The following is a 22935-nucleotide window of genomic DNA, read 5'->3' as shown; positions in this document are numbered from 1 at the left end:
AGTGGTCGGATAAATCGCGTGACGCTCCATCAGCATCACGCGATATCCAGCCTGAAAAGCAACGAATCACGATCCGGATACGCGTACTTCACGGGCAATTCAGCCGCGGTGATCTGCTGGAATCCGTGACGCAGATAGAACTGATGTGATCGCGTCGCGACCGAAGGCGTATCGAGCAGAATCGTCTCGATGCCTTTGCTTCTGGCATGTTCGATCAACATGTCATACAGGCGCGACGCGCATCCAGACCCGGCGCCTCGCCACGCAGCGGCCACAAAGAACTTCTTCAGCACGGCGACTTGCGCCGTCAGCATCTGCAGCGCAATCGTGCCGACCACGTGATTGTCCGGATCGAGCGCGACCCAGAAACCGCCACCGCCGGCAATGAAATGCCGCTGGATATCGAGCAGTTCCGGTTGATCTTCAATCGCGATGCCGACCTTGCTTTCGACATTCTGGATATGCAGGATCAGCGCGACGGCTTCATCGGCATAGGATTCGTGAAACGCGGTGATGCGCGGCGACAAGGTCTCGGCTTGCATGGGCAGTGCTCTCGAAGAAAATGCGAAAGCGCTACCGTATGCGTTGGGCGCGAAACGATCTAGAACGTTTTTGCGCTGCCACGCCGCGCGACGGCGCCCGGCGTCACGCCGAACATCGCCTTGAAGTGACGTCCCAGGTGGCTCTGATCGGCGAAACCCGTCGAGAGGGCGGCATCGGCGGGTGTCACGCCATCCAGCAACAGACGCTTGGCTGTCTTCAGGCGCAACACCAGCTGGTAACGATGCGGGCTCAGCCCGAACGCCGCCGTGAAGCGGCGGCACAACTCGGATGCCGACAACGACGCTTCGCGCGCCAGTTCATCGAGCGTCACGTTGCGGCTCGAAAACGCCTGCAAATACGCGCGTGCGTCGCGCAGACGCCTGTCTGCGCTAACAGCAGTGGACGGTGCGGACGCATGGCGGCCGCTCAAGGCGCCGAGCACCGCATCACACACCAGCGCCCATTCACTCGCGAAGGCTGACGACACGGGCGCGTCTTGCAGCGCCAACGCGGCGAACTGCGTGAACGGCGCGATGGCGCCGCGCATCGGCACGGGCCGCGACAGCACGTGCGGCGAAACATGATGGATATCGCACTGCATTCGCCATTCGGCGTCGGGCACATAGAGCATCACATATTCGCAACCCGCGTCGCCGATCGACATGCCCGCATGCGCCACATGCGGCGGTATCGCGTACACCTCGCCTGCACGGACGATGGCCGGTTGCTGCGTATCCGACATCGAATCTTTCGCGCCGCGTATCACCGCGCCGATAGCCCATGTATCGTGCGCATGCGTCGCGAAGCGGTGGCGATGGAAGCGCGCATGCAGCACCTCGATACCTTCGGCATGGCCGTACCGCGCTTGCTCCGCCAAAGCCTGTTTTAAGGTGTCGTCACGCATGCCAGAGCGACGCCTTTGCACGCAGCGTTTCGATCGCGAGATCGAGAAACGCGCGCACTTTCTGATTCACATGCTTGCCTTCGCGATGCACGACATGCACCGGCAAGGTCGGAAGCTCGTATTCGGGCAGCACCACCTGCAGCGTGCCTTCCGCGAGTTCCTGCGCGACCTGGTACGACAGCAGCCGCACGATCCCCAGCCCCGCCAGCGCCGCCGAGATCGCGGAATCGTTGGTGGTGGTGACGAGGCGCGGCTGGATCGGCAAGGTAAACGGCTTGTCGTCGACATGAAAGCGCCATTCGGGCGCATGCGTGAGACCCGTCGACTGGATGGTGACGTGCGACGCGAGATCGTCGGGATGCTGCGGCACGCCATGCGTTTCCAGATAGGCCGGTGCCGCACACAGCACGCGCCGCACCTTGCCGACAGCGATGGCCTGCAACGACGAACTCGGCAACTCGCCGATACGAACCGCGACGTCGGCGCCTTCATCGACGAGATTGACGACGCGGTCCAGAAACCAGCAATGCAGATTCACAGCGGGATAGCGCGTCAGATACTCATGAGCGACGGGCATCACGTACATCTTGCCGAACAGCGCAGGCGCCGTCACGGTCAGCTGGCCGCGCGGCGTGGTATTCGCGCCCGCTGCCGACAGTTCCGCTATCTCGACTTCCGAGAGAATGCGGCGGCAGTCTTCGAAGAAAGTGGCACCGGCATCCGTCATTCGGACCACGCGCGTCGTGCGCGTCAACAGCCGCACGCCGAGATGCTCTTCGAGTTCGTTCATCACCCGGCTGATGACGGATGGCGACACGTTGAGCTTGCGCGCCGCCGACGCGAAGCCTTCCGTCTCGACTACCGTCACGAAGGTGTTCATTGCCTGGAGCCTGTCCATGTATGCCGGGACGAACGCGAAAAGGAGAGAAGAGGCCTGCCGACCAGCCGCGCACGGCCGCTCCACAGGCGAAGCAACATCAAGCATAGCAGCGTTTGCAAGCGCTTCGCGCATGGCCTGCCCCGATTACAGATCGAGCAGCAGACGATCGCCGCCGCCCGTCTCGGCGTTCGCAGGCACGGCGCAGCAGATCAGCGCTTCGTCGTCCGGCACCGTGAATTCCGGTGTGATCGAATAGGCGACCGCGCCTTCGACAATGCGTGTGCGGCATGTGCCGCAACTGCCGCCCCGGCAGCCGAACTCGGGGTTCAGCCCGCGCGATTCGGCGAGTTCGAGCAGCGAGCCGCTATCGGGATTCCAGCGCGCTTCCTTGCCCGACTTCACGAACGCGATGGGCACCGGCTGCGTTGCAGCGGCGCGCACCGGGCCGGTGGCTGCCGCCGCGTCCTTCCTGCGTTGCAAGCCCGATGGGCCGAAGGCTTCGGCATGAATGCGATTGTCCGCGACATTGAGGTCGCGCAGGCCGTCGTACATCGACTGCATGAATGCAGCGGGGCCGCACAGGTAGAAGTCGTAGTCGTTGAAGGGCAACGTGTCGCACAGCAGCGCGACATCCAGCCGTCCTGCTACGTCGAAGTCCTTGCCTTCGCGCGCGCCGTCCGTATCCGACAAGGTGCGCACCACTTCGATTGCGCCGTTGGCGGACGCCGCAAGCCGTTCTATTTCGCGGCTGAACGCACGCTCTTTCAGCGAACGCGCCGAATGGAAGAACCATGTGGGCCGCACGCGCCGCTTGCGCAGCCCTTCGTAGACGATATGCCGCAGCATCGCGAGCATCGGCGTCACGCCGACGCCTGCTGCGAGCAGCACGGCGGGGCGGCGTTCGGCAGCATCGACGGTGAACTGCCCGGCAGGCGCGCGCGCCTCGATGATGCTGCCGATCTGCAGCGTATCGTGCAGATGCGACGACACGCGCCCGTCGCGCTTCACGCTGATCCGATACAGGCCGTCAGCGGGCGCCGTCGAGAGCGTGTAGGTGCGAATCGTCGGTTTCGTGCAGTCGGGCAGCGTGACGCGAATCGGCAGATGCTGGCCGGCGGCGTGCGGAATCAGACCCGCGCCGTCAGTTGGTTCGAGATGGAACGAGCGGATCGTCGTGCTTTCGTCGACCACATTCGTCACCTTGAAAGGCCGCCATGCGTTCGCCAGTTCCGCGGCCTTCAGGCGGCTCGAGACTTCATCCCAGCTGCCTGTCATCAGCGAGTTCGGCGACCAGCCGTTGGCCTGGAATTTCCAGCGCAACGGCAGCGCGCCCTGGCGATAGACTATCCGTCGCGGCGTGAAGTGCCAGAGCCGCTCGGCGCCCTGAAATGCGGCGATTTCGGGCGAATCGAGATCGACAGTCGCTTCGCCCGTGAGTTGCAGAAGATCGCCCGTTTCGAAATCGGCGAACACAAGTCCTGCACGCGGATTCACGAGGAAATTGCCGAGCGTCGCGAAGAACAGGTTGCCCGCGAAGTCGGGAATGCTCAGCCGGCCGTCGTCGCCGATCCGCACGAAACCTGCCTTGCCGCCGCGATGCGATACGTCGACCTGGCGGCCCTCACCGTCGCCCACGTAGGACGCGACGAAGAACGTGTCGGCGGCTTCGATCATCGCGCGGGCGTGGTCCGTCAGGCTGGCGGATTCGAGCGGCGCGATGCCGGAGAACTCGCCGGGGTCCCGGATGAACTCGAATTCGCGCGCCTGGATGTACTGCGGGCAGTTGCCGAAGCTCTGCATCACCGCGACATCGAAGCCCGTAGCCGTCTTGCCGCGCACGAGCCCATTCATACGGTTGCGGCGGCGCGTGTTCAACTCGATGCCGAGCAGGCCGATCGCCGCGCCGTCGTCCAGCCCGTCGGCAACGGGATCCTGCGGATCGACGCCGATGTTCATGCGCAGCGTACGCTCGGTAGGCGACTGCATGAAACCGGGCTGACCGGCTACGAGCGTCGCCCACACGTCGCCGTCGCGGGCAACTGCGCCCGTCACGATGAACGGCAACTGCCTGAAGAAGGTGCGATGCTGATCGGGCATGTAGTCGCGGATCACGCGGCGGCCAAGCTCGCGCATCTTGCCCTCCACGCCGACCTTCTGCTGCAACGCGACCTCGCCAGCATGCCAGGGCGAGCCAATATCCGTCGATACCGTATTCATGATCTGCCTCTCCAGCGAAGTGGCGGGAAGCTACGCATCGCACCTTGTTGCGCGCGGAGTCGCGCGCACCGTTGCTGCCTTACTGGTTCGCAGCGAGGCCCACAGGCGTCTTCTGGAACTCGACGAAGCCGGGCAGTGCCTCGACGCGGCTCAGCCATGTCGCGACATTCGGATAGAACGACAGATCGACATTGCCTTCCGGCGCACGCGCGATGTAGCTGTACAGCGCCACGTCGGCAATCGTCGGATGAGACTGGGCGATGAAGTCGCGTCCGGCCAGTTCTTCGTCGATCAGCTTGAGGATGTGGTGCGCGCGGGCAATCAGTTCTTCCGCGTTGTATTTCGCGCCGAACACGGTGATGAGACGCGCGGCGGCGGGGCCGAAGGCGATTTCACCGGCAGCGACGGACAGCCAGCGCTGCACGGCCGCTTCGTGTGCGGGCGATTGCGGCAGCCATTCGGTCTTGCCTGTCTTGCGGGCAAGGTACACCAGAATCGCGTTGGAGTCGGCGATGGTCGTGTCGCCGTCGACCAGCACGGGCAGCTGGCCGAAACGGTTGAGCTTCAGGAAAGCAGCGGATTTGTGCTCGGCGGCGGCGAGATCGACCTGGATCAACTCGTGCTCGATGCCGAGCAGCGACAGGAACAGGCGGGCGCGGTGCGAGTGGCCGGACAGCGGGTGGTAGTACAGCTTCATGGCGTTTTCCTCGGGTCAGAGGTGACTGGGACATCCCGATCACTTGAGACCGAAGTCTAGGCACCCTGAGCCCGCAGCAGAATCCGTCGCCAGGTCAATTCATACTTCTCGAAACGAGAACGGTGGCGCCACGCCCGCGAACAGTGGCGCGCGCCGCCTGAACCCGCCCGAATATCACGCGCCCAGCTTGAAGAAACCAACCGTCGAGTTGAGATCCTTGCCCTGCGTGCTGAGCGATTCGGACGCAGCCGCCATCTCTTCCACCAGCGCCGCGTTTTGCTGGGTCGACTGGTCCATCAGCGACACAGCCTGATTGACCTCGCCGATCGCGCGGCTTTGCTCGCGCGCGGAATCGGCGATTTCGCTGGTGATGGTGGCGAGATTCGACACGGCGTCCGTCAGTTCGGCAATCGTCTTGCCCGCAAGGTTCACCTGTTCGGCGCCTGCCTCGACATTGCCGACGGATGCTTCCAGCAGCGCCTTGATCTCTTTCGCCGCACCCGTCGAGCGCTGGGCCAGGTTGCGCACCTCGGCGGCGACCACCGCAAAACCGCGTCCGCTCTCGCCTGCGCGCGCGGAGTCGACCGCGGCATTCAGCGCCAGAATATTGGTCTGAAACGCAATCCCTTCGATCATCCCGACAATGCCGACGATGCGCCCCGATTGCTCGACCGCCGTGTTCATCGTTTTCGCCGCGCCGGACACAGCTTCATTACCGCGCCGCGCCACTTGCACGGCGTTCGCCGCGACCGCGTTGGCGGTCTTCGCCTGATCGGCGGTGCCGCGCACCGTGCCGGCCAGTTCTTCCATGCTCGCTGCCGTTTGCTGGATCGACGCAGCCTGTTGCTCCGTTCTCGACGACAGATCGAGATTGCCCGCCGACACCTCGCTTGCGGCCAGTTCGAGATGACGGCTGCTCGTCATCACTTTCTGCAGCACGCCGTGCAGCTTTTCGACGAACGCATTGAACTGCTTCGCCAGATGGCCGACTTCGTCGTTGCTCAGTTGCGGCAGGCGCCGTGTCATGTCGCCGTCGCCGGATGCGATCTCGTGCATCGACTGCGCGAGATTGCGGATCGGATCGGTCATGCGGCGGCCCAATGCAACCATGATGAGCACGGCGATCACCAGCACCAGCAGCCCCATCCCGATCAGCGTCCACGTGAGCCGGTTGGCGGCTGCCATCATTTCCGCTTCCGGCACGAGCGCGTAGTATTTCCAGCCGTTCTTCGGCGACGTATAGATGAAGCTCCGGTAATCGACGCCGTCCATCTGGATGCGCGTGAGGCCATCGCCTGCATTGGCCAGCTGTTCGTAACCGCCGCCCAGTCCTTTGAGGTCCTTGAATTCGTGTTTCTTCTCGCGCGGATCGATCAGAATCTTTCCGTTGCTGTCGGTGACGACCAGATAACCCGTCTTGCCGAACTGGATACCGCTGGTGAGCCGCGCGAAGTCGTCGAGTGAGATGTCGCCTTCGAGCACGCCGAGAATGTCGTCCTTGTTGTCCTTCACGACGCGCGCAAACGGAATGATCGCGCCGCCGGAACCCGTCGCGCTCAGATAGGGCGCGGGACGCACGACGCGATCGGGCGCCGTCATACCCAGTTCATACCAGGGCCTGACGCGCGGATCGTAGTGCTCGCCATTCAGGCTCTCGATTGGCCACTGCACATAACCGCCCCAGCGTGTGCCGATGTCGAGATACCGCATGTTGGGATGCGTGTCGCCGAATTGCTTGAGCTTGGCGAAGATGGTCTTTTCGATCTCGCCGTTCTTGTCCGGCGTCATCTGACCGCCGTGGTTCAGATAATCGGTGATGCTTTGATCCGTGGATTTGAGTTGCGCGGTTTGCGTGAGATAGGTGAGGTTCTGCTCGACTTCCCTGAAACTCACATCGAGCGATTCATCAGCCTGAACGATACGCGCATGACTGGACTGCTCGAATTCATCGACAGCCTGATTGCGCACGTTCCATGCGCCAACCGTCGTGAGAAGAACTACCGTGATGGCAAGTGCGGCACCCGATGCCGCGCTGAACCTGAATGCAATCGAATCCGTAAGCTTCAAATTGACCTCTGCCCGATGACAACCACTAGCCGATATCGTGAGACGACGCGCTGAAAATGACGTGCTGCGCAGCGTCGATTACGCTGGTTGTCGGCCAATATCGGATGGGCTTGAGCAGTTATTTCGCCGGATTCGATTAATTTTTATGTTGCTTTTTCCGCACCTTTTTTCAATGTCGTTTCAGCGCGGAATCGTGTCGCGATTGTGATGACGGGCCTACGGAAAACAGGTTAAAAACGCGGCCCGTTGCACGTGTCGCGTACTCATGCGGTGGCAGTCGTCTCCTGCAGATACGGCGTGATATTGCGCATCGCACGCGCCACGTATTCTTCTTTCTCGCCAACGGGCGCGACGTAATGCATCGCGCTCGCAGCCGCATCGACGCCTTCGAAGCGCGCAATCACCCATGCCGCCAGATACTGCGACGCGAGACATCCACCTGCCGTCGCGACATTGCCCTTCGCAAAGAACGGTTGATCGAGCACGTCCACGCCGGCTTCCTGTACCCACGGTTTGGTCGTGAGATCGGTGCAGGCAGGCACGCCGTCGATCAGGCCGAGCTTCGCCAGCACGAGCGTGCCGGAACATTGCGCGGCCAGCAGCTGGCGCGAGGGATCGAACTGCATCTGCGCCATCAGCGCGGGATCGGCGACGACATTGCGCGTCAACACGCCACTGCCGACGATAACGGCATCCGCAGTATTCGCTTCGTGCAGCGCGATCTGTCCTTCGACCGTCACGCCGTTCATCGACTTGACGCGCGCATGCGGCGTCGCAAGCGATACGCGCCAGTCCGGCTTCTTCACGCGATTGAGAATGCCGAGCGCGATGAGCGAATCGAGTTCGTTGAAGCCTTCGAACGTGAGAATGGCGATGTGCATGATGTCGCGCCTGCTGTTGAATGGGGTGAGCACATGCTAGGCGCGAAGACCATTACAATCAAATAATTGTCATGGATACATCTGCGTATGGCTCAACCCCGTTACAAGGCACTGGTCGACGCGCTCGCAGCGGATATCCGCGCGGGACGGCTGCGCGCGGGCACGCGTCTGCCGACGCATCGCGATCTCGCCGCGAAGCACGGGCTGGCGCTCGTCACCGCGACGCGTGTCTATGCCGAGCTCGCAGCGATGGGACTCGTGAGCGGCGAAACGGGGCGCGGCACGTACGTGCGCGAGATTTCGCTGCCTGCGCGCCAGGGCATCGACCAGTTCGCGCTCGCGGCGGGCATGGTCGATCTCAGCTTCAACTATCCGGCGCTGCCCGGCCAGGGCGATCTGCTGCGTAACGGCTTGCGCCAGCTTGCATCGTCCGGCGATCTCGAAAGCCTGTTGCGCTATCAGCCGCACGGCGGGCGTCAGCACGAACGCGCGGCCGTGGCGCGGCATCTCGCATCGCGAGGGCTGGCGGTGGACTGGCAGCAGGTGTCGCTGGTGAACGGCGCGCAGGCGGGGCTGGCGGCGACCGTGATGGCGCTCCTGCAGCCCGGCGACGTCGTTGCCGTCGATACCTTGACCTATCCCGGCTTCAAGGTGCTGGCCGAGGCCTGCCGGCTGGAACTGGCGCCCTTGCCGTCGGCGGACGGGCAGGGCTTCGATCTCGAAGCGCTGGCGCGCCTGTGCAGGACGCGGCGCGTGCGAGCCGTCTACGTGATGCCGACGCTGCACAATCCGCTCGGCTGGGTGACGGGCGCGCGATGGCGCAAGCAACTGGTGGAGATCGCGCGCCGTCATGGCCTGCTGATCATCGAGGACGCCGCCTACGCGTTCCTTGCCGACAAGCCGCCCGCGCCGCTCGCCGCACTCGCGCCGGAGACGACCGGGTACGTGTCCGGCTTTTCGAAGAACATCGCCACGGGATTGCGGGTGGGGTATGTGGCTGCGCCGACTGAACCGATGAAAGCCATCGAGCGCGTGCTGCGGGCGACGACATGGAACACGCCCGGCGTGATGATCGCGCTGGTGTGCGCGTGGCTCGAAGACGGCACCCTCAGGCGGCTGGAAACGGAGAAGCGCCGCGACGCGAAGACTCGTCAGGCGATAGCGGCTGAGGTTCTCGCCGGGATGGATTGCGTTCGACATCCATCGTCGTATTTCGTGTGGCTGCCGTTTTCTGAAGACGTGCGCGCCGATCAGGTGGCCGCGGCGCTGATGCGCAAGCATATTTCGGTTTCAACGGCGGAGCCGTATGCGACCTCGCATCATGTCCCGCATGCCGTGCGCCTCGCGTTGGGTTCCGTCGAACTGGACGTGTTGCGCGAATCGCTGGAGAAGGTCAGGCAGGTGATTGGCGACTACACGTATTGAAGGCTAGACGTGGTCAGCAGCATCGGGCGATGCCGGCTTCATCGCCGCATATCGCCCCGGCGTGGTGCCCGTCGCGCGTTTGAACATATCGATGAACGCGCTCACGTTGTCATAGCCGAGTTCGAGCGCGATGGTCGTCACGCTGACACCTTCGGCGACCCGTTCCAGCGCGCGCAGCAGCCGCGCCTGCGCGCGCCATTGCGCGAAGCTCATGCCCGTTTCGGCGACGAAGCGGCGACTCAGCGTGCGGGCCGACAGCCCGGCCCATTGCGCCCATTCTTCGAGGCGCCGCGAGTCCGACAGGTCTTGCGCGAGTGCATCGGTAATGCGCGCGAGCCGCGCGTCTTCAGGCGCGGGCAATCCTAGCGATTCAGCGCGCGAGGCCGCCACTTCATCGAGAATCACATCGGCGATGCGCGTTTGCTGCGCGTCGAGTGGCGTGCCGTCCCAGCTTGCGGCGCGGCTGACGGCGGCGCGCAGCAGCGGCGTCGTGCGGATCGCGCGCGGTTCGGGCGGCAGCGCCGCGCAGCGCGGCTCGGCGATGAACACGCTCCAGCCCGCAAACGGCCCATGCGAGCGCACCGAATGCTCGCAATGCGGCGGAATCCAGATTGCGTGCACGGCGGGCACGACCCACTGCTGACGGTTCACACCCACCGACACGAGACCGCTCAGCGCACCCATCAGTTGGCCCCGCGCATGGCTGTGCGGGGAGGTCGCGCGGGATTCGCGCTGCGTGAGTTCGGCGGCGGCCAGAAACGGGCCGTCCGATGACAGAACGAGGTCGGGGCGGATCAGCGGAGTGGTCATGGCCGGAAAACCGTATCGAATGGCTTTTATACCTGAGACACGCCGATCCTGCAGATCTAGACTGGCTTCGACATCATTTACGAGGAGTGCAGTCGATGCGAGCCGAACAGCTTCTTCCCGATCACGCCGATCATATCGACGTGCGCGGCACGACGATCCGCAAGGGCACCGTCGCCGCCTTTCTGGCCAACGCGAGCGCATGGAGCGCCGCCGATACCGACGAAACGGCGCGCGCGCAGGCGGCTGCCGATATCGTCGACGCATTGCCTGCGTTGCGTGCAACCGGGCTTTTCGATGTGCTGGAGATTCGCGACGCGAAGCTGCGCGCGTGGATCGAAACCCAACTGAGCGAGGTGCAATCATGAAAGCAGCCGTTGTTACACAGGCAGGGCAGATGCCCGCATATGGCGACTTCGATGCGCCATCTGCCGAATCCGGCTACGTGCTCGTCGATGTCGAAGCGTCGGCGTTGAGCCACGTGACGCGCGCGAAGGCATCCGGTTCGCATTACTCGTCGACGGGCCGCTTTCCGTTCGTGGCGGGCATCGACGGCGTGGGGCGCCGGGAAGATGGCACGCGCGTCTATTTCTTCGGGCCGAAGGCGCCGTCGGGCGGGCTGGCGCAGCAGGCACTCGTGCCAGAAGCGCAATGCCTCGCCATTCCTGACGCGCTCGATCCCGTCACAGCGGCCGCGATGGCGATTCCGGGCATGTCGTCGTGGGCGGCGCTGATCGAGCGCGCGAAGTTCGTGCCGGGCGAGACGGTGCTGATCAACGGCGCGACGGGCGCGTCCGGTCGGCTAGCGGTGCAGATCGCGAAACATCTGGGCGCGGCCAAAGTGATCGCGACGGGGCGTCATCCACAGACGCTCGAAGGGCTGCAGGCAGTCGGCGCCGATCATGTGGTGTCGCTCGATCAGGATGAAGCGGCGCTGCATCGCGCGTTCGAGCCGCATTTCCGCGCGGGCGTCGATGTGGTGCTCGATTATCTGTGGGGCGCGGCTGCGCAGGCGCTGCTGACATGCGCGGCGCGCGCGCTGCCCGATGGCTATCCGATGCGCTTCGTGCAGATCGGCTCGATTGGCGGGGCGTCGCTCGAATTGCCGGGCGCGGTGCTGCGTGCGTCGGCCATCAGTTTGCTGGGAAGCGGAATTGGCAGCGTGCCGTTCGACCGGTTGATGCATTCGGCGGGCGAGGTGTTGCATGCCGCGGAATCCGCGCGGCTGGAGATCGAGACGCATGCGGTGCCGCTCGCCGAACTTTCGAAGTATTGGCAGAGCGATGTGGGAAGGGCGCGGACGGTGTTCACGATGGCGGAGTGAGAAACCCGGGCACCTCCGAAGCGCAATTCGGAATGTGACCGTGCGCGCAATCGCAAGCTGAAGCGCACTTCGCTGGCACCTCTCTTGCTCGCATTCTCGTCTCGCGGCCGCCATTGCGCCGCGATCTGCTGCCATACGGTACTTCTCCCAAACCGCATCGTCGCACGGCGCCTTTTCGTCATGTAAAGGAGGGAAACGATGAATGGTCGTTTCGACAAAAAGGCGCTGGCGGGCTGCATCGTGATGGGCGGATTGGCACTCGCGGCCGTTGTGGTGCAGATCGGATCGGGCGACATCTGGCCGTTTCATCGCGATGACACGACGGCGACGGACAGCGCGCCCGTTGCGTCATCGAATAGCACTAAGCCGCCAGCCACCGCACTCGACGATACATCCGACGCAGACATCGCATATGTCCTGCAAGCCATCCGCGACAACCTGCAGCGCAACGACCTGACTGCCGCGAAGGTGTTGCTCGACGAAGTGCTGGCCGTGCATGCGGATCTTCCGCAAGCGCTTGCCCTGCAGCAGGAGCTTCGCATGCGCGAAGCGAAGACGAAAGCGGCGACCGCAAAAGCGAATCAGCTGGCCGCAACGCGCGACGCGCCGGACACGGTCGCACAGCATGCCGTCGAAACGCCAGCACGCACATCCCATTCGAGCGCGACCAAAGAAATGCGCGAGGACATGCGCGAGCCAGCGCGCAAGCATGAACGAACCATTCGAAACAGCCATGTCAACACACGCGGCCCGGTCAGCGTCGCGCAACGCAATCACACGGCGAGCGTATCGAACGGACGTCCGAAGACGCGCGCGGAAGTCGTAGCGGAACTCAAACAGGCTCGTGCGAACGGCACGATGCCGAATTTCGGCGGACGCCATCCGTAGCGCACCACGCGCAGTGTGTCCGCTTTACTTTTGCAGAAAAACTGGTCTATAAAGGGAGCACTATTGATTCCAGATCAAGTATGAAAGTCACACTCGACGAACTGCAAACCTTCGCGGCTGTGGTCGACACAGGCTCGATCACGGCTGCCGCCGAGCAGCTCGAGCAAACGGTATCGGGCGCGAGCCGCACGCTCGGGCGGCTCGAAGAGAAACTGCAAACCACGTTGCTGCGGCGGACCACGCGGCGGCTCGAACTGACGGAAGAAGGCAAGGCATTCCTGCAGAACACCCGCGAGATCATCAACGCTGTCGAGAACGCCGAAGAACAACTCGCCGCGCGGCGCGAGCGGCCCTCAGGCCGTTTGCGTATCGACGCCGCCACGCCGTTCATGCTGCACGTGATCGTGCCGCTGGTTGCCGGTTATCGGGCGCGCTATCCGCAAGTCGAACTCGAACTGAACAGCAACGAAGGCATCATCGATCTGCTCGAACGGCGCACCGACGTCGCGATTCGCATTGGACCGCTCAAAGATTCGACACTGCACGGCCGACCCGTTGGCAGTAGCCGCATCCGTGTGCTCGCGACGCCGGAGTATCTGAAAGCGCATGGGCATCCCAAACGTGTAGAAGACCTTGCGAAGCATTCGCTGCTCGGCTTCACGCAACCCGAGTCGCTCAATACGTGGCCGCTGGTCGGGCCGGACAACGAGCCTTACCGGATCGAGCCGGCCATCGCATCGTCGAGCGGTGAAACGCTGCGGCAACTCGCGCTGGAAGGCGCGGGCATCGTGTGCCTGTCCGACTTCATGACGGGCCGCGATCGTCGTGAAGGCAAGCTCGTGCAACTGCTTGCGCGCCAGACGCAGGACGTACGGCAACCCATCAATGCCGTCTACTATCGCAACACGGCCATTTCGGCGCGCATCGCTTCATTCGTCGACTATCTGGCGGAAGCGGTGAAGACCACGGAGTTCGCCCGCTAGGCTATTGCACCGCTTCACCAACCTCACATTCGTTTTGCGCGCTGCCGCCGATTGTTGCCTTGCAGGCAACACGGTGAACGCACGCGCAGTGCTTCTGGCTTTCAATTCCCCTTCCTACAATCCGTCTCGACGATGGTCGTACGGGCCGTTTCTCCCGCGTCGATCAGGCGCGTTTGACCCTGCATTTCGTGGGCCTTTCTGCGTCTGTGATCGATTTCGCAACTTTTTGACTGAAGGCAATGATCATGTCGCAGAAGATTCTGATTGTGGGTGCCGGCTTTGCCGGCGTGTGGGGCGCGCTAGGCGCGGCCCGTGTACTGGACGGCGCGGGTGTGACGAGCAGCGATGTCGACATCACGCTGATTTCGCCGAGGCCGGAATTGCAGATTCGCCCGCGTATGTACGAAGCCGAGCCGCAGAATATGGCCGCGCCGCTGCTGCCCTTGCTCGATGCAATCGGTGTGAAGTATGTCGAAGGCAGCGTCGAGCGGATCTCCGTTGCGGACAAGACGGTGAACGTGGTGTCGCCAGATGGGCAACAGCATTCGCTCGCCTATGACCGCCTGCTGCTGACGAGCGGCAGCAAGCTCAGCAGGCCAGCCGTTCCGGGTCTGGAGCGTGCGTTCTCGGTGGACCGTATCGAAGATGCCGTCGAACTCGACGAACATCTCGACAGGCTCGCCGCGCAGCCCGCAACCACTGCGCGCAATACCGTCGCGGTGGTGGGCTGCGGCTTCACGGGCATCGAAGTGGCAACCGAATTGCCGAAGCGCCTGCGCGAGAAGTTTGGCGCCGATGCGCGGATTCGCGTCGTCGTGATCGGTTCGCAGGATGAGATCGGTCCTGATCTCGGCGTCAATCCGCGTCCGTATATTGCTGACGCGTTCGAAACGCTCGGCATTGAGACCGTGCTCGGATCGCGCGTGGTAGCCGTCGATGCGCAAGGCGTGCGCACGGCATCGGGTCAACATATCGAAGCAGGCACGGTAATCTGGGCAGGCGGCATGCGCGCCAGTCCGTTGGCCGCGCAACTTTCATCGAATCTCGATTCGCTTGGCCGCGTCGAAGTCGCGGCGGATCTGCGTGTGCCGGAAGCGCCGCATGTATTCGTCGCGGGCGACGTCGCGCGCGCACTCACCGACGATGCAGGCCGCTATGCGCTGATGTCGTGCCAGCACGCGGTCGTGATGGGGCAATTCGGCGGACACAACGTTGCCGCGGATCTGATTGGCGCGCCGACCCTGACGTACCGGCAGCCGTTCTACGCGACCTGCGTCGATCTTGGCGAATGGGGCGCAATCTACTCGGAAGGCTGGGACCGGCAAATCAGGCTGACGCATGCCGAAGGCAAGGCGCGCAAGCAGATGATCAACACGCAATGGATCTATCCGCCCGCGCCGAATCGCGCCGATGCACTGGCTGCAGGCAATCCTCTCTCGTCGTTCGGCTAAGCGCCTGTATGCCGTCCGTGCCATGGCGGCATGGGCGGCAGTACTCGTACGTTTCACTCCCCTACGGAGCACACGATGAGATCCCATCTTCTTGCGCGCGCAACGATCGGTGTTTCGATGCTGGCCGCGCTTTTCCCGGTTCATGCTTTTGCTGAGCCGTTCAAGGTCAAGGTCGATGGCCTGAGCCAGGGCCGGTTCGTGAACGAACAGGTGTACGGCGGATTCGGCTGTCACGGCGATAACGTTTCGCCGCATATCTCGTGGTCACATGTGCCGTCCGGTGCGAAGAGCATTGTCGTGACCATTCATGATCCCGATGCGCCCACGGGCGGTCTCGGCTGGACACATTGGGAAGTCGTCAACATACCGGCATCGCAAACATCGCTTGAAAAGGGCGCGTCCGGCGACCCGAAGCGGATGCCCGCCGGTGCAATCGAAACGTTGACGGACTTTGGCGAGTCGAAGTACGGCGGACCTTGCCCGCCGCAGGGCGAAGGGCATCGTTACATCGTCACGGTATCGGCGCTGAGCGTTGCGGGTATCGATGTGAAAGCGGCGTCGAGTCCGGCGCTGGTCGCGTATCAGATGCACGGCAACATCCTCGCGCAGGCGAGCTATGTAGCGAGGTATCGACGCGCGGCGCAGTGAGTGCGTGAAGGCGGAAGATCGCATGGCGATCTTCCGCTTTTTTGTATCCGTTGTTTGTCGTCAGTTCGGTGTGCCGGTGTTGGACGCGCTCAATCTGTCGGCGCGAATCATATCGAATGCGTTTCTCGGCAGTACGCCGCCGCGTTGAAGCGGACGGAACACGGGGTCGCCACGGCGAACGGGTTCGCCCGTCAGTCCGCACACACCTGAAGCGCGCGCGAAGCCGGCACGCCATGTCTGATCCTCGATGCGGCCTAGCGTCGAATCGCTCCACGAAACCAGAATCGTGCAGGTAGTTTGCCATTCGATACGGCGAATCGATGCAGCGTTTGCCATCGCGGGCGGCATCGGGCTGTTGCGCTCGCGCGCGTGGCGCACGGCGAGTGCGGAATCAGGTTGTGCGTTGATTGCTTTGCGTTCGTGCAAGCCGCTGACGATATGGCTCCATGGATCAATGCGGCTCATTTCCATTCTCTCCTACGATGTGGCGAACGGCGTCACAACGTGCTGTCGTGGCGGGTTGCGTCGTGCGCGATGTGCGCAGGAACAATCGTAGGGGGAAGGCGCGATGCGCAGAAGACTCGCGAAGGCAAGCACGGCGTTGCATCTGAAACATCAATCGATCTGTCGTTCCAGCTGTCCGGCGCGACGGCGCACGGCTTCCATCAGCAAGCTCGCGCTAAGCGACGGCGGAGAGAACTTCGAATAGACGAAGGTCGCGACCATCTCGAGCGCTTCCACGAGCGGCCGCACGGTGCAATCGATATCACGCGCTGCGAACTCGTCGACGATCGTCAGCCCGAGTCCGCCGCGCACCAATGCCAGCGCCTGATCGGCGCGCGTGACATCGACCACGGAAGTCAGTTCGACATCGGCCTGCTGGCACGCGTGAACGATCATCGTGCCGAACGGGATGTCGCGCCGGAACAGGATCATCGGCTCCTGCTCCAGATCGGCGAGCGCAATCCGTTCGCGTGCGGCGAGTGGATGGCCCGGCGGCAGCGCGCAGACCATCCGGCCGCGCATGAAGGGCACGGCTTCCAGGTGTTCGTGTTCGATCGGCAGTGATGTGATCGCGACATCGATGGTCTTGCTCAACACTTCGAGGGGCATGTCGGCCATCAGTGACGTGTGCCAGTCGACATTGAGGCCGGGCAACTGCCGCTTCAGTTCGACGATGGCGGGCGCGACCACCGCGGGCGCGAGCGACGGGCTGCACGCGACCCGCAGCAGGCTGGCCGGCCCGCGCGCCAGCGCCCGCGCAAACGCATCGACACGCAGCGCCGACTGATACACCTGCTCGACCTCGCGATAGAGCGCCTGCGCTTCCGCGGTCGGCACGAGCCTGCCCTTGGTGCGCTCGAAGAGGCGCAGCCCGAGCGTGGTCTCCGTGTGAGCGACGAGCTTGCTGACAGCAGGCTGCGACACGTACAGCATCTTTGCTGCCGCATTGATCGAGCCGGTCAGCATCACCGCGCGGAACACTTCCATCTGTCGCAGCTTGAAACGCATTGTTGTTCCGTATCCGTGCAAGTATTAACCAAAGGTTATAGGGTAGCCTAAACACGGTATACGACGGCGGCGCCGCGACTCACTAGTATGGCCGTGCGCGATCTGCGCGGTGGCGCGCGGCAGAGGCACGGCTGGCACATGGAACCTGAGATGAGCGTATTCGAACAAGACAAGATCGACTGCCACTGCCATATCTTCGACCCGGCGCGCTTTCCCTATCGCGAGGACACGGCGTACCGGCCTGCACAGCAGGAAATCGGCACCGCCGCGCAGTTCATCCGGGTGATGGACGCGTATGGCGTGCGGCATGCGCTGCTGGTCGGCCCGACGAGCGGCTATCGCACCGACAACCGCTGCATGCTCGATGCCCTGCAGGCGTACGAAGGGCGCTTTCGCGGCATCGCGGTAGTCGATAACGACATCAGCCGTCACGAACTGATCGCGCTGCAGCGCGCGGGTGTGGCCGGCGTCGCGTTCAATCCCGCGATGGAAGGTATCGAACTGGTACGCGATGCCGGTGCGCTCTTCGCCATGCTGGCCGATCTCGGCATGGTCGCGCAGGTGCAGGTGTGCGGCGATCAGATGGCCGTGCTCGGGCCGTGGCTCGCGCGGCAGGCCGCGCAGGTGGTGATCGACCATGGCGGGCGTCCCGACATCGCCGCAGGCGTCGGGCAGGCGGGCTTTCAGGCGCTGCTGAAACTGGCCGATTCCGGCCGCGCGAGCGTCAAGCTGTCGGGCTGGCAAAAGTATTCGGCGAAAGCGCATCCGTATGAAGATGCGTGGCCCTATGCGGATGCGCTGCTGCGCGCCTTCGGTCCGCAACACTGCGTATGGGGTTCCGACTGGCCGTTCCTGCGCGCGCCCGAGCGCCTCGATTACGGACCCTTGCTGACGCTGTTCGAACAGATCGTCCCCGATGCGGCCACGCGTCGTCAGATCCAGTGGGACACGCCGCGGCGGCTGTTCGGTTTCGAGTGACACGCAGTCGCGCACCCAACCACCCCTATCAACGATGGAGAAACAACGCTTGGAACACATCGTCAACCGGCACGGCCTCGACATGCCGAAGCTCGGTCTCGGCACCTGGCCGATGACGGGCGAAGACTGCACGCGTGCTGTCGTGCAGGCGCTCGAACTCGGCTATCGGCATATCGATACGGCGGCCGGCTATCAGAACGAAGATGCGGTCGGCGCGGCGCTCGCGGCGACATCCGTACCGCGCGAGCAGATTCACGTGACCAGCAAGGTCTGGTGGGACCAGCTCGAACCGCAGGCGCTGCAAGCTTCGTTCGAGCGCTCGCTGCGCGATCTGCAAAGCGATTACGTGGACCTGTTCCTGATCCACTGGCCGACGCCGGACATGAACCTGCGCCGCACGCTCGATGTGCTCGTGAGCCTGAAGGAACGCGGGCTGGCGCGCGCGATCGGCGTGGCGAACTTTCCGTTGCCGTTGTTGCGTGAGGCTGTCGAGACGATCGGCGCGCCGCTTGCAGCGCTTCAGGTCGAATATCACGTGACGCTCGGCCAGACGAAGCTGCTCGAATTCGTGAGGCAGCATGACATGGCGCTGACGGCGTATAGTCCGCTCGCGCGCAATCGCGTGTCGGAGATTGCGGAGATTGCCGCCATCGCACGCAAGCACGGCGTGCTGCCGACGCAGATCGCGCTGGCCTGGCTGCTCGAACAGCCGAACGTCGCTGCCGTGCCGAAGGCGGCGGGCCTGGCGAACCAGACCTCGAATCTCGCTTCGCTCGATGTGTGTCTCGACGATGAAGACCGCGCGACGATTGCCGCGCTGCCGAAGCACGAGCGCCTCGTGAATCCGGCGTTCGCGCCGCAGTGGGATAAGGCCGGCGCCTAGAACCGGTCGATCATCCCCAGTTGCACGCCTCGCACCGCGGCGCCCGGCCACGATGGTGTGAGGCCCGTCACGTTCACGCCCTTGAGCGTGAACTCGCCCTCGCCGCGATTTCGCAGCCAGCCCGCGCTGGCGTAAAGCAGCACGCGCTTCGACAGATCGTATTCGCAGGCCGCGCTGAACTGGTCGGCATCGTTGTCGCCGCCCGAGCGGTCGCGCAGAAACGTGTAACCGAGCGACGCGCGCAATCGCGGTGTGACAGCATAGCGTGCCGATACGGACACGCCATCGTTGTGATAACGCGGCGTGCCGCCGTCGCCATTGAAGAACGACACGAAGCCGGTGACGGGACCGTACACATACGACACGCCGCCCAGGTTGGCGCGCAATGCGCCATCGCCGTGCGTCTGCTGGTGCGCATACGAAATGCGGAATGGCCCGTTGCGCCACGCGAAGGTTTCGATATGGCCGGCGAGGCCGTTGCCGTCGTTATCGCGGGCATCGCGCAACATGGCCATCAGCGTGGTCGAAAAGCCGTGAAACTCCGGCGACAGATACGTGACGGCATTGCTCGCGTACGGCGTGATCTTCGACAGGTTGTCGAGTCCCGATGCGATGGTGCCTGCGCCGAAGGCATCGAGTTGCCCCTTGAACGGAATGTAGATGGGCGAGTACTGGCGGCCGACGCGCACGGTCCCGTACGGCGTCGATGCACCGATCCACGCCTGACGGTTGAAGATCGTGTTCGCAACGGCGAGCGAGCCGTTGCCCGAACTGAAGCCATTCTCCAGATCGAACAGGATCTGCACGCCGTTGCCGATGTCTTCCGCGCCGCGCAGCCCGACACGCGAGCCGCGATACGCGCCCGAATCCATCCGCGCGACGTAGCCGCCGCCAGGATTGGTGATCTCAATGCTGGTATCGAGCGCGCCGTAGAGCGTGACGGACGACTGCGCGTGCGCGCTCGCGGCGCAGGCGGCGAATATCGCGAGCGCTATCCTGGTGCGTTGCACGACGCGCATTATTGCGGCAGCGCGTAAGCGATCACGTCATCGCCGCGATCCGGCGACTGGCGCGCGCCGCCCGCCGAGATCACGATGTACTGCCTGCCGTTCACCACGTAGCTCATCGGTGTGCCCTGGCTGCCGACGGGCAGACGCGCTTTCCAGACCTCGCGGCCCGTCGAGCTATCGAATGCACGCAGATAGTAGTCTTGCGTCGCCGCGAAGAAGACGAGGCCGCCGCCCGTGCTGAGCGAGCCGCCGATAGTCGGCATGCCGATCGGCGTAGGCATATGCATCTGCACGCCCCACAGACGCGTGTCCTTCACCGTGCCGAGCGGCACCTGCCACGCAATGCTGCGCGTCTTCAGGTCGATGGCCGTCAGGCTGCCGAACGGCGGCTTCTGGCACGGAATGCCGAGCGGCGAGAAGAAGCGGTCCTTCGTCACCGAGTACGGCGTGCCACCGAGCGGCACGGCACCCATGCCGGCATTCACCGCTTCATTACCGTTCGACGTGCCTGCCTTGCGGTCTTCCTTCACAAGATGCACCCACAGGCCGAGGCGCATGTCGTTCGCGTAGATCATGCCCGCGTTCGGATCGTACGACAGGCCGCCCCAGTTCATCCCGCCGAGCGAGCCGGGGAAGCTGAGCGACGTATCCGTATCCGGCGCGGTGAACAGGCCGTCGTAGCGCATGCCGCGGAAGGTGATGCGGCACATCATCTGGTCGATGGGCGTCATGCCCCACATGTCGGCGTCTTTCAGTACTTCCGCTCCGATCTGCGGCATGCCGACCGACAGCGGCTGCGTCTTCGCATACGGTTCGTTCGGGATCGTCGCGGCTTTGACCGGCTGCTCGATCACCTTCGTGAGCGGCTTGCCCGTCTGACGGTCGAGCACGAACAGCTGGCCCATCTTCGTGCCGACGATCAGCGCAGGCACCGTCTTGCCATCGACAGGGAAATCGACGAGTGTCGGTTGCATCGGCACGTCGTAGTCCCACAGATCGTGATGGACGGTCTGGAAGTGCCACTTTTCGATGCCGGTAGTCGCGTCGAGCGCGAGGATCGACGCGCCATACGATTCGTCGAGCTTCGTGCGCTTCACGCCCCACAGGTCGATTGCCGCGCTGCCGACAGGCATATACACCGTATTCGATGTCGCGTCGTACGACATCGGCGCCCACACGTTCGGCGTCGAGCGCGTGAAGGTCTTGCCGGCCGCAGGCGCCTGCTTGTCCTGCGGATTGCCGGGGTCGAACGCCCACTTCATGGCGCCCGTCATCACGTCGAAGCCGCGTATCACGCCGCCCGGCATGTCGAGCGACACGTTATCGGCCACCCGGCCGCCGACCACGACGGTGGTGCCCGCCACGGTGGGCGGCGAAGTCAGTTCGTACAGCGGACTTGCCGCGCTGCCGAGGCCCGCCTTGAGATCGATCACGCCGTTGCTGCCGAAGTCGGCGCACAGCTTGCCGGTGTCTGCATCGAGCGCGACGAGCTTCGCGTCGATCGTGTTCATGTAGATGCGGCGGCGGCAGGCAGCGTGTTCATCGGGGACCACAACGGGCGTGACGGGCGTCGAACCGGCGACGTTCGGCTGTTGCACGGGCTTCGTCGCGTCGAAATACGCGAGGCCGCGACAGCGTACCCAGACGGTGGTTTTGGTCGGGAAGGCGTGAAGCCATTTTTCGTGGCCGCTGGCGGCATCGACGGCGATCACGGTGTTGTGCGGCGAGCACAGGAACAGCGTATCGCCGATCTGCAGCGGCGTTTGCTGGTCTTCCGCACCGCCACCGCCAGGGCTGACGGGCACGTCGCCCGTATGGTAGGTCCACGCGACCTGCAGGTTCTTCACGTTGTCGCGGTTGATCTGTGTGTAGCCGGCGAAGCGGTCGCCGCCTGCCGAGTGCCCGTATGCGGACCAGTCGCCGCTTCCGTTGTCACCATTTGCGCCCGCAGCCGCACGGGCCTCCACGCCGAACGTTCCATGCGGCACGAACATGCCGTACACGAAGCCCGCGTTGCACGCGAGCAGCACGAGGCTCGCCACCCATGCCGCGCCTTTCGCCGGGCTTAGTCCCTGAAGGCGGCGCAGCGCGGGATAGACGGGCGCGAGCAGCATGCCGAGTATCGTGAACATGAAAATGCGCGTCTGCAGCGGCCAGAAATCGAAGCCGCTTTCCCAGATGGCCCACAGCACGGTCGCCACGATCACCAGCGCGAAGATCACGCAGGCGGAAGGCTTGCGGCGCGCCAGCTGGATACCCGTTGCGCACACGGCGAGTCCCATCAGCAGGTAGTACGCACTGCCGCCACGCGCGATGAGCAGCGCGCCGCCGATCGCGAAGTACAGGCCGAGCAGCAGGCCAACGCCGCCAGCGAGCATCAGGCCGACGCGGGCGCCCGTCGATATGGGCTTAGTTTGAGGTTGCTTGGACATGGCTTGTTTTCATGGGTACGCAAAGTGAGCGCGCGCGAAACGCCACGGGCCGCGCGCGTGCGCGCGCAGCCCGCCGGAAAGTCGACGCGCGATGGAATCCATCGTGATGGTTTGGCACAGGCGCGCACCGGGCGATGGCTGGGCGCGACGCGTGCGATGTGAGGAGATGCGCGTTGCAGGAACAGCGCAAATTCACATAGAACTAACTAGTTCGTACATTTTAACGCAAAACGGATGTGCACTGCAGCGAGGTCGGACAGGGCGCCTGCGCGCGAGATCGTTCCGCGTTCTTCAAGAGTCTTTTGCAGCGGCCCTTCTGTGAAGTCCGCACGGGCAACTGCTAGACTTCAAAGACTGTAGTGAGAGGCGCGCCAGGCCTTGTGCGACAAGGGATCCAGCGCGAAA

General features: G+C 63.8%; 21 protein-coding genes. 9 read left to right on the top strand and 12 right to left on the bottom strand.

Annotated features, from left to right (window positions below; all coding sequences use genetic code 11):
• Window positions 1-35 precede the first annotated feature (35 nt).
• From DK391_RS24020 to DK391_RS23990, 7 genes are all read right to left on the bottom strand, one after another.
• Window positions 36-542 carry a GNAT family N-acetyltransferase gene (locus tag DK391_RS24020; RefSeq protein WP_109480489.1) on the bottom strand — a complete coding sequence of 169 codons (507 nt, stop codon included), beginning with the start codon at window positions 540-542 and terminating at the stop codon, window positions 36-38.
• 59 nt (window positions 543-601) lie between these two features.
• Window positions 602-1447, bottom strand: coding sequence for an AraC family transcriptional regulator (locus DK391_RS24015; RefSeq protein WP_109480488.1), 846 nt, complete (start codon window positions 1445-1447; stop codon window positions 602-604).
• Window positions 1440-2345, bottom strand: a complete 906-nt coding sequence (locus tag DK391_RS24010) for a LysR family transcriptional regulator (protein ID WP_109480487.1) — start codon at window positions 2343-2345, stop codon at window positions 1440-1442. Before DK391_RS24010 ends, DK391_RS24015 begins: the two co-directional genes overlap by 8 nt.
• A 126-nt stretch (window positions 2346-2471) precedes the next feature.
• Entirely contained in the window at window positions 2472-4544 is a 2073-nt protein-coding gene (locus DK391_RS24005; protein WP_109480486.1) for a pyridoxamine 5'-phosphate oxidase family protein, read from the bottom strand.
• Window positions 4545-4623: 79 nt separating this feature from the next.
• Window positions 4624-5241, bottom strand: a complete 618-nt coding sequence (locus tag DK391_RS24000; RefSeq protein ID WP_109480485.1) for a glutathione S-transferase — start codon at window positions 5239-5241, stop codon at window positions 4624-4626.
• A 174-nt stretch (window positions 5242-5415) separates the two neighbouring features.
• Complete coding sequence (locus DK391_RS23995) at window positions 5416-7308, bottom strand: methyl-accepting chemotaxis protein (protein ID WP_109480484.1); 1893 nt, start codon at window positions 7306-7308, stop codon at window positions 5416-5418.
• 263 nt (window positions 7309-7571) lie between these two features.
• Window positions 7572-8189, bottom strand: coding sequence for a DJ-1/PfpI family protein (locus DK391_RS23990; RefSeq protein WP_109480483.1), 618 nt, complete (start codon window positions 8187-8189; stop codon window positions 7572-7574).
• An 87-nt stretch (window positions 8190-8276) separates the two neighbouring features.
• On the opposite strand from DK391_RS23990, the gene DK391_RS23985 reads away from it, so the two are divergent.
• A complete protein-coding gene (locus tag DK391_RS23985) occupies window positions 8277-9614 on the top strand; it encodes a PLP-dependent aminotransferase family protein (protein ID WP_109480482.1) in 1338 nt (445 codons plus the stop codon).
• 3 nt (window positions 9615-9617) lie between these two features.
• On the opposite strand, the gene DK391_RS23980 is transcribed toward DK391_RS23985, so the two are convergent.
• Window positions 9618-10424 carry a helix-turn-helix transcriptional regulator gene (locus DK391_RS23980; protein WP_109480481.1) on the bottom strand — a complete coding sequence of 269 codons (807 nt, stop codon included), beginning with the start codon at window positions 10422-10424 and terminating at the stop codon, window positions 9618-9620.
• A gap of 95 nt (window positions 10425-10519) precedes the next feature.
• Here DK391_RS23980 and DK391_RS23975 point away from each other — a divergent pair, with 95 nt between their 5' ends.
• The 6 genes from DK391_RS23975 (at window position 10520) to DK391_RS23950 (ending at window position 15715) form a co-directional block, all read left to right on the top strand.
• Entirely contained in the window at window positions 10520-10789 is a 270-nt protein-coding gene (locus tag DK391_RS23975) for a hypothetical protein (RefSeq protein ID WP_109480480.1), read from the top strand.
• Window positions 10786-11745 carry a zinc-binding alcohol dehydrogenase family protein gene (locus DK391_RS23970; protein WP_109480479.1) on the top strand — a complete coding sequence of 320 codons (960 nt, stop codon included), beginning with the start codon at window positions 10786-10788 and terminating at the stop codon, window positions 11743-11745. Before DK391_RS23975 ends, DK391_RS23970 begins: the two co-directional genes overlap by 4 nt.
• A gap of 198 nt (window positions 11746-11943) precedes the next feature.
• Window positions 11944-12633, top strand: a complete 690-nt coding sequence (locus DK391_RS23965) for a DUF4148 domain-containing protein (RefSeq protein WP_109480478.1) — start codon at window positions 11944-11946, stop codon at window positions 12631-12633.
• A gap of 80 nt (window positions 12634-12713) precedes the next feature.
• The gene (locus DK391_RS23960; RefSeq protein WP_109480477.1) at window positions 12714-13616 is read left to right on the top strand and encodes a LysR family transcriptional regulator; all 903 of its coding nucleotides are present in this window, start codon (window positions 12714-12716) and stop codon (window positions 13614-13616) included.
• A 245-nt stretch (window positions 13617-13861) separates the two neighbouring features.
• A complete protein-coding gene (locus DK391_RS23955; protein WP_109480509.1) occupies window positions 13862-15067 on the top strand; it encodes an FAD-dependent oxidoreductase in 1206 nt (401 codons plus the stop codon).
• A gap of 75 nt (window positions 15068-15142) precedes the next feature.
• Window positions 15143-15715 carry a YbhB/YbcL family Raf kinase inhibitor-like protein gene (locus DK391_RS23950; RefSeq protein WP_109480476.1) on the top strand — a complete coding sequence of 191 codons (573 nt, stop codon included), beginning with the start codon at window positions 15143-15145 and terminating at the stop codon, window positions 15713-15715.
• Window positions 15716-15775: 60 nt separating this feature from the next.
• Here the strand turns inward: DK391_RS23950 and DK391_RS23945 are convergent, their stop codons facing one another.
• A complete protein-coding gene (locus DK391_RS23945) occupies window positions 15776-16180 on the bottom strand; it encodes a DUF3331 domain-containing protein (protein ID WP_109480475.1) in 405 nt (134 codons plus the stop codon).
• Window positions 16181-16330: 150 nt separating this feature from the next.
• The gene (locus DK391_RS23940) at window positions 16331-17227 is read right to left on the bottom strand and encodes a LysR substrate-binding domain-containing protein (RefSeq protein WP_109480474.1); all 897 of its coding nucleotides are present in this window, start codon (window positions 17225-17227) and stop codon (window positions 16331-16333) included.
• A gap of 150 nt (window positions 17228-17377) precedes the next feature.
• On the opposite strand from DK391_RS23940, the gene DK391_RS23935 reads away from it, so the two are divergent.
• Window positions 17378-18205: an amidohydrolase family protein gene (locus tag DK391_RS23935; RefSeq protein WP_109480508.1), complete on the top strand. Its 828-nt coding sequence runs from the start codon at window positions 17378-17380 to the stop codon at window positions 18203-18205.
• Window positions 18206-18254: 49 nt separating this feature from the next.
• A complete protein-coding gene (locus DK391_RS23930; protein ID WP_109480473.1) occupies window positions 18255-19088 on the top strand; it encodes an aldo/keto reductase in 834 nt (277 codons plus the stop codon).
• Here the strand turns inward: DK391_RS23930 and DK391_RS23925 are convergent.
• Both DK391_RS23925 and DK391_RS23920 read right to left on the bottom strand, forming a co-directional pair.
• On the bottom strand, window positions 19085-20107 hold the full coding sequence (locus tag DK391_RS23925) for a porin (protein WP_109480472.1): 1023 nt from the start codon (window positions 20105-20107) through the stop codon (window positions 19085-19087). The genes DK391_RS23930 and DK391_RS23925 overlap by 4 nt on opposite strands.
• Window positions 20107-22530, bottom strand: a complete 2424-nt coding sequence (locus tag DK391_RS23920) for a membrane-bound PQQ-dependent dehydrogenase, glucose/quinate/shikimate family (RefSeq protein WP_109480471.1) — start codon at window positions 22528-22530, stop codon at window positions 20107-20109. Before DK391_RS23920 ends, DK391_RS23925 begins: the two co-directional genes overlap by 1 nt.
• Window positions 22531-22935 lie beyond the last annotated feature (405 nt).

The organism is Paraburkholderia sp. C35 (assembly GCF_003121405.1).
In the GTDB taxonomy this organism is placed as follows: domain Bacteria; phylum Pseudomonadota; class Gammaproteobacteria; order Burkholderiales; family Burkholderiaceae; genus Paraburkholderia.
Note: the sequence above shows the minus strand (reverse complement) of the source record. Positions and strands in the feature narration are given on the sequence as shown.